Consider the following 15,117-nt stretch of genomic DNA (forward strand, 5'->3'; position numbering starts at 1 on the left):
TTTCAGCGGCCCATAAGGCGAATCGGTCGTTGAGGAATGTCTCCAAGCCGTATGAGGAATGTCTCCAAGCCGTATGCAATGGTCTGGTTTCGCCACCAGGCTGCCGCTGTATCGTTGGTCGACACGGAGCCTGAATTTGGTTGTTGCAGCCAGCCGCTGGCGCGGAAGAGAATGCCGGCAGCACTGGCCGCGATTGCCATGGCGGTGGGATCAACCGCGGCAGCAGCTTGGATCCCTTAAACGCGGATTGCTAGTCGTCGTGCTTTCTTGTACTCACCGACTTCGAGTAAGCACCGCGCGTGTTGCACTTCGATCCACGCGAAATTCACGGGGTCGAGCTCGGGGGCGCGGGACAACTCGTCAGCGGACAGCTTGAGCGCCTCAGCGACTCTGCCCCGCTCGATCAACGTTGCGGTGCGGAGAACGACGGCGGCCGCGCGCTGCGCGGAGTTCAAGGGCGCTGCCTCGATGAGTGGCTGGAAGATGTCGGGGTCACCATCGTGCAGGTAGCGATGGAGATCGCCGTAGAGGTTCCACTCCCACTCGCTCGCGGCGCGCGCTTCGTCGGCCGACAGAAATGGTGGTGGTTCGATCCCTGGAAGGTGTTCGGCGATTTCGCGATTTCCATCTAGTTCGAAGAGTCGAGTTTGGACCAACATTGCGATCGCCTCCCAAGGGTTCTCATCGCTGCGAACTCTGGGTGCGTGCCGCTTGGCCATTAGACGGGGGGTAAGTAGCCCGTATCGGAGTCGGTCCTCGGGTCCTAACGCTGCGATGTCTGGCCAGTTGGAGCCTTCCCACGTGCCGTTTCTGCCGCGCTGGCCGATGGCGACGTCGAGAAGCTCGCCTACGGTGGCCGCATTGACCTTCTGGCTTTTCGGTACGAGGATCTTGGTGCCAGACTTAGTCCTTGTGATTGCCTCCTTTGTGACGTGCACCCAGTACGACTTTCCAGACTTGAGGTCGTGCAGCACGACGATGTGCGGGATGGAGTGCTTGATCCAGTAGTCGAAGTGGTCTTCGGGCAACGATTCGCGGTACCACCAGCCCACAATCTTGCCGTTTTCGCGTTTGGGCTCTTTGAAATACTTGGATGTCGCAGATCTCGTCTGACTCGTCTTTACCTGTGCACCTACGAGCAGACCGAGGTCGAAGCGGCGGTCGTCACGGGCCATGAGCCAAAGGTCTGTCTCCAAGTCGTGATACGGGTTGGAAGCCACACCCCAGTTCAACCCTTTGAACTGGGACTCCACCCGGCGTTTGGCCCGTTGTTCCGACGGTTTCCTGCACGCTTGCCTGTTTTGCCACGGTCGAACGGGATCCCCTTCTAGAAACCTGCTGCGGCTAGGAATGCGCACACGACGGCGAGCGCTCACCCAGCTTGAGCGCGCGGCGCGGGCCAGTCGTTGCGGTGTGGTCAGTGCTGATTCACAACCTCAAGGAATGCTCGCACTCGATCGATTGCTAGTGACGCCGATTTTTCGACCAAGTCGCGGGCATTGTGACGCCCAGCGTTTCGTACGTCGAACTGAGTCCGATTCCCAGGGGGCGTCCCCCTGTGGGGTATCCGCGTCAGCCAGGAGTGCGTAAGCGGGTTCTGCGCTCGGCGCAGCTCCTGGTAGAGCGGGTCTTGCAATGTGCCTATGACCCAATTGAGGAACGTCGACGGCAACAACGCTCTGAGTGATCGTGCGTCGCGGAGCGGGTTGCTGGGGGCTGGTGCAGAACCCACTTCATCGCGGCGCGCACCTTGCGCCAGCGCGCTCGAGACCGCTTTGGGCGATTTGATCTCAGATCGAAGTCACGCAGGCTCAGCTCCGGCGGACCGTAATGCCGCAGAACAGATGTCCTGCGGTTGCCGCGCAAAGGTCGATGGCGGTGATGGCGTTCGCGGTTGCCCAGCGGACGTGTGAGATATCGACCAGGTCTGGGTGGGTGTTGGTGGGCTGAACGTGAGCGCCGCTGCCTGGGTGACTGGTATCGAGCTTTTCGGGGTAGTCCGATCCCTCCGCCGCCCATACAGCCCAATGGAAGGACTCCGGCAGGGTCATCCAGGGGCCGTGGCGCTGGTCGCACTGCTGAGCCACGGCCGTTGGGTCGAAGGGCAGCCGGAGATGCGGAGCCATGGTCATGGGTTCCCTCGCTTCTGTCTGCAGCGGCGAAGTAAGCTGATCCCGCCGCACGTGCCCGGTGTCACGGCGACTCAGACATACCGCTGACATCACGCGATGCGCGACGGGCTCGCGGGCAGTCCATCGGTCACCCGAAGGCGCTCGACGACTCCAAGACGGCACTGGCGCAACGGATGCATGCCAACGGCGAATCCGCCACCACGATTGCCTCCGCGCTCGGTGTCTCGCGCGCCACCGTTTACCGCGTCCTGGCGCAGGAGTCCGACGTCTGAGCTAGGCGCGGGGCGGTCCGGCGATGCTAACCTCGATTTTTCGCGCGGCCTGGCGGGGCTGCTCGGAGCCGGTTGCTGGCCGACTGGTGATGTCGATTGTGGCAGGTGGGTGTGACGAATCGGCCGGTGTCGCTCCGGTGGGGCGGGCTTTCCTAAGGCCGGTGGGGTCTTTCGTCTGGTCGGAACTGGGGTTTTGCGGTTAGGTGAATGCGGCGCGGATGCGGGTCCAGGCGGTGGTGATCGCCTGCGCCCAGCTCCAGGTGGCGTCGATGCGTAGCCGTAGTTGGCGGGCGCCGCGGGTGAGGCGGGCGGCGACGTGCAGCACCCGGTAGCGGAAGGTGTCGATCTCGCAGCGCGCCAGCTCGGCATTGTCGGTGAAGCCGATGAGTTTGGCCCAGGCGATCAGATCGGTTGCGGCCATGATGATTTGCAGCCAGGCCGCGTTGGCGGCAAACGAGTGAAACGGTAGGTTACGCAGGCCGGTGGCTTTGGCTTGGCGGATGCGGTCTTCCACGCGGGCGTGTTGGCGATGCCGTAGTTCCAGCCCAGCGAGCCGGCCCGGAATCACCCCATCGGCGGTGTCGGTGAGAAACCCGGTGATGCGGTGCCCGTCGGAGTCGGTGAACGTCAGTTGCGCGCCGGGGTGCGGGCGTTCCTTGCGCAGGATCAACCGGGTGCCGGGTGGCCATTTGGTCAAATCGACCAGCTCGGTGGCCTCGCCCACCCAAGCGCCCTCGCGGATGCCGCCACCGGTTTCGATGGCCGGATACCAGCTGTTGGTGGCGGTGAGCATCGCAGCGGCATCGCGGACCGGCGCGTCGATCGTGGCGCCCAAAGAAAACCCCACCCCTGCTGCGCGGCAGGCCGCCGCGAACCCGTAGGTGGCCCCGGCCGAATCCGAGCGGATCAACACCTTGGGGGCATCGGGGTTATCGGGGCCGGGCCGAAAGGCCACCGGCAGCGACGCCAGCGCCTGCTCGAGCACGCTGATGTGATCGGCGGTGGTGTTGGACCCGGCGTTGCCGGCCCGCAGCAGCCCGGCCAGCGCCTCCCCGCCGGCGATGTCGGGTCGGTCCAAAAACACCAGCAGCGGGTGAAACCCGAAGGTCTTTTTCCAGGTCGCCGCGGCGTTTTCTTTGTTGTCGGAATGCTCGACGCAGATGGTGGCATCGACATCCAGGTGCAGCCAGCCCTCACGGTCGGGGGCGGCGCCGGCGGCCCAGGCCTGCTCGCGGGCGTGGGCACGAGCAGCCCGGATCCGCGGTAGGTGAGCGGCGTCGATGCGCTCATCGACAAGACGCCACAGCGTGCTCGTCGAACCCACCGGCCCGAACGCCTGCTCGCGGTCGCCCCACAGTTGACCGGCCCCATCCACGCAGTCCGCGCCGTCGGCGACCGCGGCCACCAGATCGGCGAACACATCACCGGGGGCATGAATCCACGGCCCCCTATAGGTGTCGGCCAACGCCTCGGTGACCTGCGCCGACAGCCCGGTCAGATCGGCAACCTCACGCACCATGCCCACACCGGCGTGCGACACCACACCATGGCCGTCCGCCGAAACTTTCACCCGAGAGACCCCTGCGCTACCCTTCACCTAGAAAGTGCCTCCGCTTCGGAAATGATGGACCCTGCCTAAGTCCCATTATCCCTTGCAGGACAGGCGCTTTCGCTAATTCAACAGCGTGTCACGCCAAGTTGCGCGAAAAATCGGGGCTAATGACCACCAACGAACTTTCCGTCGCATCTTGCCTGATACATGAGTAATGCCTACAGTTAGCCCAGTTCCAGCATCCCGCCGATGATTGAGAGTCAACGATGACCGCGTCATTGCCGACCATTCCGCCACCCGGACCCTTCGACCAGTTGCTCTCCTTGCAAGGCAAGTGCGCCGTCGTGACCGGCGGCAGTCGCGGTCTAGGTGAGGCGACCGTTTTTCGACTCGCGCAGGCCGGTGCTGCCGTGGTGTTCACCGGACGCGGAGCCGAGGCGCTAGCCGCAGTGGAGCGGGAGTTGTCTGCTGCCGGATACGTAGCAGTGGGCATTCAGGCCGACATCAGCCGGCTCGGGGACTCGCAGCAGGTGATTGACTCGGCAGTCCAGCGTTTCGGCAGAGTGGACATCCTCGTCAACAACGCTGCTCTGTACACACCGTCGTTTGCATTGGACACCTCCGAAGAATTGTTCGACAGCGTGGTCGGTGCCGACCTCAAAGGGGCGTTCTTCCTCGCGCAATACGCCGCGAAGGCGATGATCGCGGCGGGCGGCGGTGGCCGGATCATCAACTTGCTCTCCGTGGATGCGTTCAAGCCGATGGGTCCGTTGGCGGCTTATGCCTCCGCCAAAGCAGGCTTGTGGGCGGCCACCCAGAATCTGGCCAAAGAGTTGGCACCACACCAGATTCTGGTCAACGCCGTGACTCCCGGTTCGACCATCACCGAGGAACGGCTCGCGATGTTGCGCGACGGTACGTTCGCCGCCGCTCAGGTGCCTACCGAGGCTTCTGCCACCCTGGCCCGCTTGCAGGGTGCGGTCGAGTCCGGTGGGTTCATCCAGATGCTGACCACGATGATGCCGCTGGGACGACCGGGCTGGCCCGATGAAATCGCCAAGGCCGTGCTGTTTCTCGCCTCCGATCTAGGCAGCTACGTCAGCGGTGCCAATGTCGTCGTTGATGGCGCGCAAAGCCTGCGGTGACGCCACCCATGTCCCAGAAGACCACCAACGCGAACGCGGATACCGCACTCGCCGAGGACTTCTCCACCGTGGGTGACGATCTGGTGCAGGCAGCCTTGCGGGCCGCTCGCACCCTGGGCAAGGACGTTGCCGATGTGCCCGTCATCGCCATCGCCCGCGAAGCGGGTGTCTCCCGGAGCACCCTGATCCGTCGACTCGGTGGTTCGCGTGGCGCCCTCGACCAAGCGGTCCGCGCAGCGGGTGTCGATCCAGGCGGGCAAGCGCCGGTGCGTATCCGCGCACTCGACGCCGCGGCGGCGCTGATTAGCGCCAGCGGACTCGCGTCGGCGACCCTCGAAGCCATTGCTGCCCAAGCGCAGTGCTCGGTGAACAGCCTCTACGCGGTGTTCGCAGGCCGTGACGAACTTCTGCGAGCAGTGTTCGAACGGCACAGCCCACTGTTGGACATCGAAGACTTCTTCGACACCACACACGGCGACCTCCGCTCGACCGTGCGAGAACTCTGCGGGCTGATCGCCATTAGGTTGAACAGCGAACCCCGAGTCGCTCCCGCCCTCCTGGCCGAAGCAGTGAACCGTCCTGGCAGCCCTGCGATCCAGAACCTACTGCAACACAATGCGCCACGACTACTTGCGAGCATCGGCGGATGGCTGCGCGGCGAAGTCGACGCTGGGCGTATCCGCGACGTGCCGTTGCCCCTGCTGATCCACCAGTTGCTCGCACCTGTCGTGATTCACATGCTGCTTCGCCCAGCCATACCGACCATTCCCGGCATCGAACTACCCGACATCGACACGACCTGCGACACCTTCGCTGACAACTTCGTTCGCGCTGTCGCCGCCGCACCCCGGAAACGACAAAGAGCACGATGACCACAACCGACCCCACACGCACCGCCCGAATCCTGCTCGGTACGGCGTTCACTGGCGCTGGGATAGCCCACGTCGTCAAACACGAATGGTTCGAACAACTTGTACCCGAACCACTTGCCCAGTGGCGCAAACGGATCAGCGCGATTGCCACCATCATTCAATTCGTCTGCGGAATCAGCATGTTCATCCCGCGACTGCGGACGCTCGCACGCTGGGTCAACCTCGCGATGCTGGTGCCCACCTTGCCTGCCGCCGGTGACCAGATACGGCACCCCGAGTTCCTCCGCAAGGCCGGGGTCGCCCCGCGGCTGGCCCCAGTCCGCGTCGTCGTGCAAATGGGTGTCGCCGCGTTGACGTGGGTGTCGACCAGTCCGCCGTCAAACGACTAGCACCGACAAACGTCGCACATCGCAAAGGGATAACGATGACCACACGCGGGCAGCCCGCAATCGCCATCGCAGGGCTGGTGAAGAAGTTCGGCAAGTTCACCGCTCTGGACGGGCTGGACCTGACGGTTACCGAAGGGGAGGTGCACGGCTTCCTGGGGCCCAATGGGGCAGGAAAGTCCACTACCATCCGCGTTTTGCTAGGGCTGTTGTGTCGCAACGCCGGTGAGGTTCGACTGCTCGGGGGCGATCCCTGGCGCGACGTCGTCGAACTGCATCACCGACTGGCCTACGTGCCTGGTGACGTGGTGCTATGGCCCAGCCTCACTGGCGGTGAGGCAATCGACCTGCTCGGCAGTCTGCGCGGCGGACTCGACGAGACACGCCGCGCCGAACTTATTGAGCGGTTCGAACTCGACCCCACCAAGCGTGGCCGCCAGTACTCCAAGGGCAACCGACAGAAGGTCGCCATCGTCGCGGCACTTTCCTCCGACGTGGAATTGCTCATCCTCGACGAACCCACCTCCGGTTTGGACCCGTTGATGGAAGCCGTCTTTCAACAAGAAATCGCCAAGGAGAAGGCTCGCGGCCGCACCGTGCTGCTGTCGAGTCACATCCTCAGCGAGGTCGAGGCGCTTGCCGACCGGGTCAGCATCATCCGTCAGGGTCGGGTCGTCCAGACCGGAACCCTCGAAGGGCTGCGGGGCCATACCCGCAGCTCCATATCGGCCGTACTGCGCAATCCTCCGCGTGATGCGGCCGAAGTGCATGGCTTCCACGAGGTGCGTATCGACGGCACGCACTTCACCGGTTCCGTGGACGCCGACCAAGTCAATGCGGCGATGGCGCAGTTGATTCGCTACGACATGTCCTCGCTCACCGTGAGCCCGCCGTCACTAGAAGACCTCTTCCTGCAGCAGTACACCACCGCCTCAGTGGGCACACCGTCGTGAAGGCGTTCGTGGGAGCCAGGGTGCTCCTTCCCGTAACGGCGCGCACCAACGCCCGCACCATCGCTCCATGGGTCGCCGGGGTCACTGCGCTATCGGTGTCGTCAATCCTGGCTTACCGGTTGATCTTTCCAGACATTGCCGATCGCAAGCAGCTGTCGGGCGCTCTAGGGTCTAACCCAGCCTTGTCGCTGATATTCGGGCCAGCCCGCGACCTGATGACCAACGACGGATTCAATGCATGGCGCTCAGGAGCACTCGGCACGTTCTTCGCCGCGCTGATGGCGATCCTGACCGTGGTCGCCACCAGCCGCGCAGATGAGGACTCGGGGCAAGCTGAGCTGCTTGCCTCCGGTGTGCTCGGACGGCAGGCGCGGCTGTCCGTTGCCGTCATTCTGGCCTGCGCTGCCTCCGTCGCGCTTGGGGTGGTGTGTTTCTTGCTCACCATCGCAGTCGGTGGCGCTGCCGTGCCGTCGCTTCTGTTGGCCGCGACGTTCACCGCTTCGGGTTTGATGTTCGCAGGAGTCGCCGCCGTGATGGTCCAATTGGGTTCGGATGCACGTTCCGCCAATAGCATCGCCATCGCCGTGCTCGCAGTCTGTTTCGTGACCCGTGGCTTTATCGACTCCACCGACGCGCCGGGGTGGGCGTCCTGGGCCACACCCTTGGGGTGGCTGGAACACGTCGGGCCGGCCACCGCCAACAACCCCTGGCCGCTGTTACTCGCGCTTGCGCTCGCGGTGATGTTGATCGGGTGCGGATTCGCGCTCGACGCCCGGCGTGACTACGGAGCTGGCATCATCCCGCCACGACCCGGCCCAGCCCGCGGTGCTATGGCCGCCAACATCTGGGGATTGGCAATCCGGCTCAACCGGGGCTCGCTGATCACCTGGCTGGTTGCGTTCGCCGGTCTTGGGCTCGTCTTCGGTTTCCTGGCTACTTCCATCACCGACCTGCTCTCCTCGAACACGTCGATGGGCAGCGTACTTGCCGGTGGATCGGGCGCGGCGTCGAACCTGACGTTCGCCTTTCTGGTCACGATCTTGCAGATGATTGGGCTCATCGCCGCCATCGCCGGAGTGCAAATCGTCAATCGGATCGTGTTTGAGGAGAGCAATTTTCGCGTCGAACCCCTACTCGCCGGTGCGCTGCGCCGACCGACCTACCTGGCCAGCAACCTTGCCATCGCCTACCTTGGCCCTGCCGTCTTCCTCCTCCTTGGGGCGATCGTTATCGGGACCGTTGCCGGGGCCGCACATCTGGGCATCGCGGTCACCGATGTCATCGGTCAAGCCGTCATCACCATTCCGGCGGTGTGGACGCTGATCGCCATTGCAGCGGGGGCCGTGGGAGTTCGGCCCGCGATCCGGCTCGTCGGTTGGCTCGGCGTGATCGCCGCGTTCGGGCTGACCATCCTCGGCCCCACGTTCAAACTGCCTGAGTGGGTGCTGAGCATCAGTCCACTGCACCACGTCCCGAACATCACCGCACCCAGCCCGCACTGGACTGGCCTAGCAACAGTGGGCGCCGTCTTCGTAGCATTGACCGCCGTCGCGTTCGCCGGGTTCCGCCACCGCGACATCGCTTGACACCCCATCTCCCAGGCAATTTCCCATAACCAGGAATGCTGCGCCGCGTGCGCCCGCGTTCGCGCGTCGGCCGGGAAGCTACGACCCATGCTCAACGTAGTCCCTGTTTCGGCTGCCCGCGAGGATTACGGCGTCGGGGTCGCGCTCGCGGGCCCGGTGTCGTCGGTGGTCGACCCGATCGTGCGCGAGGGTGCCCAGCGGATGCTGGCCGCGGCGTTGCGGGCCGAGGTGGCCGCCTACTGCGCCCAGTTCGCCGATGAGCGCGACGAGAACGGGCATCGGATGGTGGTGCGCAATGGCTATCACCAGCCGCGGGAGGTGATCACCGCCGCGGGGTGATCGAGGTGGTCGCGCCGCGGGTCAACGACCGCCGTGTCGACCCGGAAACCGGTGAGCGTGCCGGTTCTCCTCGGCGATCCTGCCGCCGTGGGCGCGCACGACCCCGCAGGTCACCGAGGTGTTGGCGCTGCTGTAGCTGCACGGGCTGTCCAGCCAGGGCTTCGGGCCGGCGCTGGGGCAGTTCCTGGGCTTGACCAAGGGCCTGTCGGCGGCGACGATCACCAAGCTGACCCAGACCTGGCTGGCCGAGCAGAACGCGTTCGCGGCCCGCGACCTGTCGAACGTGGACTACGTCTACCTCTGGGCTGATGGCATCCACGTCAATGTGCGCCTGGGGGAGGCCAAGCTGTGTTTTGGTGCTGATCGGGGTGCGCGCGGATGGGCGCAAGGAGCTGGTCGCGCTCACCGACGGCTACCGGGAGGCCAGCCAGTCGTGGGCAGACCTGCTGCGCGATGCCAAACGGCGCGGCATGCGCGCGCCGGCGATCGGGGATGGCGCGCTGGGGTTTTGGAGCGCCGGGATAAACCGGCATGAAGAAGGAGATGAGACAGCTCTACATCGAAGGACTAGCGATCCACGATGACCCCAACCATGCGTGGGTGCTCGTGAGGGCACTGGCGAAGCGTTGGAAGGGGCACGTGCAGGCCGGGCTATTGAGCCGCGAAATCAAGGAGTTCGGGATGCCGACACGGTCAAAACACGTGGAAGGCAACATCGCTGGCGGCGTTATCGCGAGCCGTCAGGGGATCCCGCGCGGTCAGAGAACCAGGGCATGTACGGAATCTTCATGCGCGAGAACCGGGAGGTCCCATGTCTTGCCCGTCTGGCTGATCACCGGGCGGGCCGCTCAGGGAACGCCAAGGCGGTACGCCTGAGATGTACGAGCGTGGGAAGTCTGACAGCCCCGTAGTACCTGCGAAGCTGCCGAACAAAGCCGTGACAGCGGCGGCGGAGGTGGTGGAGGAAAGGGGGCTGGCCAAGGAGAACACGGCCAGCAAAACGCGTCTCGGACACAGAGCCGGGTCAGGCGCGTCAAGTGCGCTGGATCGTGTGCGCCGGGTGGCACAAGGAGATAAGGAAGCACGGTTCACAGCGCTGCTGCACCACGTCAGCGTCGACCGTCTCAGGTCAGCGTTTTGGGCGATCCGCCCGGGGGCTGCTCCGGGGGTTGACGGTGTGACGTGGGCAGCCTACCGGCAGGATTTGGAGGCTAACCTTCATGACCTGCACGGCAGGCTGCACGCAGGGCGTTACCGGGTGAAACCGTCGCGGCGGGTGTATATCCCGAAGGCGGACGGGCGGTTGCGGCCGCTCGGTATCGCCTCGTTGGAAGACAAGATCGTCCAGCGGGCCGTCGTCGAGGTACTCAACGCGATCTATGAGGTGGACTTCCTGGGCTTTTCTTATGGGTTTCGGCCGGGACGCGGCCCGCATCATGCGTTGGACGCGCTGACGGTCGGAATCGAGCGGAAGAGAGTGAACTGGGTGCTTGACGCGGCTGTCCGCGACTTTTTCAACCAACTCGATCACAGTTGGTTAGAAAGGTTTCTCGAGCACCGTATTGCGGATAAGCGGGTCCTGCGGCTCATCCAGAAGTGGGTGAACGCAGGTGTCATCGAGGACGGGCAGTGGTCGAAAAACATAGAAGGGACACCGCAGGGGGCATCGGTTTCGCCGTTGCTGGCTAACGTGTACCTGCACTACGTATTCGACTTGTGGGCTCAATGGTGGAGGAATCGGTACGCCGAGGGTGACGTGGTCATTGTCAGGTTCGCCGACGATTTCACTGTTGGTTTCGAACATCAAGAGGATGCGCTACGGTTCTGGGCTGATCTTCGCGAGCGGTTCGCGAAGTTCGGGTTGGAACTTCATCCCGATAAGACCCGGTTGATCGAGTTCGGGCGGCATGCCGCTCGGCGGCGAAAGGCGCGGGGTCTGGGGAAGCCGGAGACGTTCGACTTCCTTGGTTTCACGCATTTCTGCGGGACCACCAAGCGTGGACGGTTCTGGTTGCGGCGCATCACGATCGGTAAACGGATGCGGGCCAAGCTCAAAGAGGTCAATGACCAACTCAAGCGGCGCCGGCATCAGCCCATACCGGTGCAAGGCAAGTGGTTACGAAGTGTGGTGACCGGCCATATGGCCTACTATGCCGTGCCCGGCAACACCGATGCGGCAGCGGCCTTTCGTGCTCAGGTAAGTCAGCTGTGGTTTAACGCGCTTCGGCGCCGCAGCCAACGAAAGCGACTGAACTGGACACAGATGGGTCCTCTCACCACGAGGTGGCTGCCACCCGCCCGCGTGCGGCACCCCTTTCCCAACGTGCGATTCGACGCCAGAATCCAAGGCAGGAGCCCAGTGCGGTAATCCCGCACGCTGGGATCTGTGCGGGGGGCTGCTCGCAAGAGCGGTCCCTACCGCGATGGGCGCGCTGCGCGACGTTTTCCCGGAGGCGAAAAAACAGCGCTGTTGGTTCCATAAGATTGCGAATGTTTTCGCTGTGCTGCCGAAGTCGGCGCATCCGGGGGCGAAGAAAGCCTTGGCGGAGATCTGGAACGCCGAAGACAAGCCCCACGCGCTGGACGCGGTCAAGGCGTTCGAGGCGGCCTACGGCGCTAAGTACCCAAAAGCGGTCGCCAAGATCAGCGACGACCTGGATGAGCTGCTGGCCTTCTACGACTTCCCGGCCGAACATTGGGTGCACTTTGCGCACGACAAATCCGATGGAGTCGACTTTTGCCACTGTGCGCAACCGCAGCAAGATCACCAAGGGGCCCGGTTCACGGGCAGCCGGAATCGCCGTGGCCTACAAGCTGATCGAGGCCTCCCAGTCACGCTGGCGCGCGGTCAACGCACCCCACTTGGTCGCCCTCGTCCGTGCCGGCGCGAGGTTCGAGAACGGCAAGCTCGTCGAGCGCCCCGACGAACCGGTCGCTGACGAAACCCGGAAGGAGGCCGCCTGAAAAATCTTGATCCACAGATATTGACAATTGCTCTGAAGTTCCCGCCGTGGACCCTGGCCGACATAGCCCGCGTTAGCCTGGTCTCGGGCAACGAACATAGGCCACCTGCCACGCTCGACGATTTGCTGCGCTGCTGTGCCGCCTACTCGGCGGTCAATGACCTAGAACTGTCAGCCAACAATCCCGGTTCCCTGACCGGATTCATGCTACGGATCACCTCCGAGCAGCTCAGTTACGAGGCGATCCCTTTTCACCTCATGGCCCGCGCCGCGGCGCTGTTTTAAGATACGAAGCCCGCAAACGAGCTGAACGTGATACGCCCGGGAGGGGATGCGGATTTGCTCGGCTGCACACTTGCCTAAAGACCCGCTCACGCGCCGCTTCGACACCGCGATCCTCAACCGAGTGTGGACCAGCGATATCACCTATTTGGACACCGGTGCGGGCTGGCTTTATCTGTGTGCCGTCCGCGACAATTGCTCACGGCGGGTGATCGGCTGGGGCGGCGACGAGTGCCTGCACACCGATCTGGTGCGGGCCGCCGTGCAGAGGGCTGTGGCGATGCGCGGCGAGCTCGCCCAGCGGCTCGTGGTGCACGCCGATCGCGGCTGCCAGTGCACCTCCGCGCAGCTGGCGCGGTTGGCCCGCGAGCACCTGGCCCGCTCGGTGGGCCGCACCGCGCTGTGTTGGGACAGCGCTCAGCAGGAATCGTTTTGGGCAACATTGAAAGTCGAGTTCTACGACCGATACCTGTGGCCGACCAAGACGGCCGCCACGCTCGCCGTCGGCGATGGGATCGAGCGGGTCTATAGCCGACCGCAGAGGTCATTCGGCCCTCGCTATGATGAGGCCGGTCGAGTTCGAAGACCGACTCACTCAGACGGCACAAGCCGCCTGACCCTGTGTCCACCAAACGGGGTCAAGCCCAGGAGTGGTGGATTTCGGATCTGGCGTGGTTCACGCGTTTTGATCAACGAGTCATGGTGAACGCTAGGCGATTTGGTGGTGTTTTGGCAAGCACTGTGGCGGCGTGTTTGTCGGCGATCACATCGCGTAGCTCGTCCATGGACACATCGGACAGGTAGCGGCGGGTGACCTGCCATTCATCGTGGGCTTCGATGACCACGGCGGTGGCCAGGCGCAGGGACGCCGCAGGGTTGGGGAAGATCTCCACGACGTCGGCTCGCCGCTTGATCTCTTTGTTCAACCGTTCGATTATCCGGCCCTCGGGGGTGGGTCAACCCGGTGGCTGGTTCGGGGTTTCAGCGGTCGAGGCGCTGCAGGTGGTCCGTGAGGGCGTGCGCGACGTGGGCGTGGCGGGCGGCTTCGTCGGTCCAGCCGCGGGTCTCGGCGTCGGTCTTGAGGACCTGGATGTCGGCGAGTTGATCGGTGAGGGCGCCGCGAAATTCGGGTGCGGTGATGTAGTTGTCGCAGGTTTCGCAGATGTTGGCATACGGGCAGGCGCCGGCGGCCGGGTGGCGGGCGCAGTAGCCGTGCGCCACACGGGTTTTCAGCATCTCGCTGTTCAGCCAGCTGACCTTGTCGGGCAGGATGGGTTTGCCGACCGGGGTGAGGGTGAACTGGCGGCGCATCTTGCCCATGGCCTCGTCGTAAGCGGCGCGCAGAGTGGGCGAGGCGAGTGTGGCGTAGCGGATCGTCATCTGCGGCGTGACATGTTTGATATACGGGTGATATTCGGCGTGTCTGCCGTGATCCAGCGGGGCTGACGCGGATGCTGGCGGCGGGAGGTTGTCGTGTTCATGCCGTGCCTGGTTCGTCACCATCGTGGGGCGGAACTGGTCGCGATCACCCTAGGGCATTCGCTGCTGGATGACTACCTGGCCTTCGTTGCGGCGCGAGCCCGGACCAACACATGGCTGGCGGTGGCGTCGGATTTGAAGATCTTCTTCGGTGTAGTTGCCAAGCAACCGGCTCAGGTGAACGCCGCAGATGTCTTCGCGTTCTTGGCTTCTCAACGCACTGCCCGCTTGGGCGAGCAGGTGGTGCGGTTGGAGGACGGCGAGCCAGGGTTGGCGTCGCGCACGATCGCCCGCCGGTTGTCCAGTGTGCGTGGCCTGTATGCCTACCTCGCGGCCCGCGGTGATACCGGCGTCACCTGCAACCCCGTCCCGACAAGCCTGGCGGCGCGTCGCCCCGGTGCTCGGCGCGGCAAGGGCGGCGTGCCGTTGATCCGCACCCCGCGCACGCTGCCCCGGGTGCTGGTGCCAAGCGAGGTCGACGCGTTGCGGGCGGCGCTGCGCACCCACCGCGACCGGGCCATGGTCGAGGCGATGCTGCTGGGTGGTCTGCGACGCTGTGAGGTGCTGGGACTGCGCCTCGACGATGTCAACGCCGGCGAGCGGCGGGTGTTCGTGGCCGAAGGCAAGGGCGGTCGGCAGCGGATGGTGCCGGTATCGGCGCGGTTCTTCGCATCGCTGGGGGACTATCTGGATCAGGAGCGCCCGCAGACGTCGACCGATCGAGTGTTCGTGGTGTTGAAGGGATCCCGGCGTGGCGAGCCGTTGTCGGCTGCCGGTCTGGACGAGATCCTCGAGGGTGCGCGCGGTCGCGCCGGGCTGACCCAGGCGACGTGCCATCAGCTGCGGCACACCTGTTTCACCCGGCTGCGGGAGGCGGGGATGGCGCTGGAGGCGATCCAGGCTCAGGCCGGCCACGCATCGATCGACTCGACCCGCATCTATCTGCATCTGGCCAACGACTGGCTGGAACGGGAGTACCTGCGGGCCGCCGAGGCGATCGAGGCGCAGGTCGTCGCGTCCGGTGAGGCGGCCGAGAAATGAACCGGTCACCGGCACCTCGCCCCGACATCGAGGAGCTCGTCGAGGCGTATAGGGCCGACCTCGTTGCGGCCAGGATGTTCGCGGGACACCCGGTGACCTCGGTGGCCCGCACGTT

12 protein-coding genes and 5 pseudogenes are annotated in these 15,117 nt (G+C 64.4%); 12 read left to right on the plus strand and 5 right to left on the minus strand.

What is annotated here, in order from left to right; translation table 11 throughout:
• Positions 1-236 precede the first annotated feature (236 nt).
• Both MSM1_RS18075 and MSM1_RS18080 read right to left on the minus strand, forming a co-directional pair.
• Positions 237-1,376, minus strand: coding sequence for a DUF4365 domain-containing protein (locus MSM1_RS18075; RefSeq protein ID WP_307857431.1), 1,140 nt, complete (start codon positions 1,374-1,376; stop codon positions 237-239).
• 435 nt (positions 1,377-1,811) lie between these two features.
• Positions 1,812-2,051 (minus strand): hypothetical protein, encoded by a 240-nt coding sequence (locus tag MSM1_RS18080; RefSeq protein ID WP_213445023.1) that lies wholly within the window; start codon positions 2,049-2,051, stop codon positions 1,812-1,814.
• A gap of 170 nt (positions 2,052-2,221) precedes the next feature.
• On the opposite strand from MSM1_RS18080, the pseudogene MSM1_RS18085 reads away from it, so the two are divergent.
• A pseudogene (locus MSM1_RS18085) lies at positions 2,222-2,404 on the plus strand (helix-turn-helix domain-containing protein); the annotation flags it as partial.
• A gap of 199 nt (positions 2,405-2,603) precedes the next feature.
• On the opposite strand, the gene MSM1_RS18090 reads toward MSM1_RS18085, so the two are convergent.
• Positions 2,604-4,001 carry an IS1380 family transposase gene (locus MSM1_RS18090; RefSeq protein WP_213445025.1) on the minus strand — a complete coding sequence of 466 codons (1,398 nt, stop codon included), beginning with the start codon at positions 3,999-4,001 and terminating at the stop codon, positions 2,604-2,606.
• 221 nt (positions 4,002-4,222) lie between these two features.
• Here MSM1_RS18090 and MSM1_RS18095 point away from each other — a divergent pair, with 221 nt between their 5' ends.
• The 10 genes and pseudogenes from MSM1_RS18095 (at position 4,223) to MSM1_RS18140 (ending at position 13,188) form a co-directional block, all read left to right on the plus strand.
• A complete protein-coding gene (locus MSM1_RS18095) occupies positions 4,223-5,101 on the plus strand; it encodes an SDR family NAD(P)-dependent oxidoreductase (RefSeq protein WP_213445028.1) in 879 nt (292 codons plus the stop codon).
• A gap of 68 nt (positions 5,102-5,169) precedes the next feature.
• Entirely contained in the window at positions 5,170-5,973 is an 804-nt protein-coding gene (locus tag MSM1_RS18100) for a TetR/AcrR family transcriptional regulator (protein ID WP_213445718.1), read from the plus strand.
• Complete coding sequence (locus MSM1_RS18105) at positions 5,970-6,362, plus strand: hypothetical protein (protein ID WP_213445030.1); 393 nt, start codon at positions 5,970-5,972, stop codon at positions 6,360-6,362. Before MSM1_RS18100 ends, MSM1_RS18105 begins: the two co-directional genes overlap by 4 nt.
• A 35-nt stretch (positions 6,363-6,397) precedes the next feature.
• A complete protein-coding gene (locus tag MSM1_RS18110; protein ID WP_213445032.1) occupies positions 6,398-7,312 on the plus strand; it encodes an ABC transporter ATP-binding protein in 915 nt (304 codons plus the stop codon).
• A 20-nt stretch (positions 7,313-7,332) separates the two neighbouring features.
• Positions 7,333-8,898: an ABC transporter permease gene (locus MSM1_RS18115; protein ID WP_213445034.1), complete on the plus strand. Its 1,566-nt coding sequence runs from the start codon at positions 7,333-7,335 to the stop codon at positions 8,896-8,898.
• A gap of 87 nt (positions 8,899-8,985) precedes the next feature.
• A pseudogene (locus MSM1_RS22550) lies at positions 8,986-9,755 on the plus strand (transposase); the annotation flags it as partial.
• Positions 9,756-10,174: 419 nt separating this feature from the next.
• Positions 10,175-11,605, plus strand: a complete 1,431-nt coding sequence (gene ltrA / locus MSM1_RS18125) for a group II intron reverse transcriptase/maturase (protein WP_307857432.1) — start codon at positions 10,175-10,177, stop codon at positions 11,603-11,605.
• Between the two features lie 61 nt (positions 11,606-11,666).
• Positions 11,667-12,201: pseudogene (locus tag MSM1_RS18130) on the plus strand (transposase); the annotation flags it as partial.
• Between the two features lie 20 nt (positions 12,202-12,221).
• Positions 12,222-12,485: a hypothetical protein gene (locus MSM1_RS18135; RefSeq protein ID WP_213445035.1), complete on the plus strand. Its 264-nt coding sequence runs from the start codon at positions 12,222-12,224 to the stop codon at positions 12,483-12,485.
• 70 nt (positions 12,486-12,555) lie between these two features.
• A complete protein-coding gene (locus tag MSM1_RS18140) occupies positions 12,556-13,188 on the plus strand; it encodes a DDE-type integrase/transposase/recombinase (protein WP_213445037.1) in 633 nt (210 codons plus the stop codon).
• Here the strand turns inward: MSM1_RS18140 and MSM1_RS18145 are convergent.
• Positions 13,172-13,417: pseudogene (locus MSM1_RS18145) on the minus strand (transposase); the annotation flags it as partial. The gene MSM1_RS18140 and the pseudogene MSM1_RS18145 overlap by 17 nt on opposite strands.
• Before the next feature lie 46 nt (positions 13,418-13,463).
• Positions 13,464-13,877: pseudogene (locus MSM1_RS22135) on the minus strand (integrase); the annotation flags it as partial.
• 84 nt (positions 13,878-13,961) lie between these two features.
• Here MSM1_RS22135 and MSM1_RS18155 point away from each other — a divergent pair.
• Positions 13,962-15,002 (plus strand): tyrosine-type recombinase/integrase, encoded by a 1,041-nt coding sequence (locus MSM1_RS18155; protein ID WP_213441018.1) that lies wholly within the window; start codon positions 13,962-13,964, stop codon positions 15,000-15,002.
• The last annotated feature ends 115 nt before the right edge of the window (positions 15,003-15,117 follow it).

Origin of the sequence: Mycobacterium sp. SM1, from assembly GCF_018361265.1 — a bacterium.
GTDB lineage: Bacteria > Actinomycetota > Actinomycetes > Mycobacteriales > Mycobacteriaceae > Mycobacterium.

Bases quoted from the DNA above. Each gene is read 5' to 3' on its own strand.
- MSM1_RS18080 (WP_213445023.1), bottom strand. From the start codon at position 2,051: ATGACCCTGCCGGAGTCCTTCCATTGGGCTGTATGGGCGGCGGAGGGA.
- MSM1_RS18095 (WP_213445028.1), top strand. From the start codon at position 4,223: ATGACCGCGTCATTGCCGACCATTCCGCCACCCGGACCCTTCGACCAG.
- MSM1_RS18105 (WP_213445030.1), top strand. From the start codon at position 5,970: ATGACCACAACCGACCCCACACGCACCGCCCGAATCCTGCTCGGTACG.
- MSM1_RS18110 (WP_213445032.1), top strand. From the start codon at position 6,398: ATGACCACACGCGGGCAGCCCGCAATCGCCATCGCAGGGCTGGTGAAG.
- MSM1_RS18155 (WP_213441018.1), top strand. From the start codon at position 13,962: ATGCCGTGCCTGGTTCGTCACCATCGTGGGGCGGAACTGGTCGCGATC.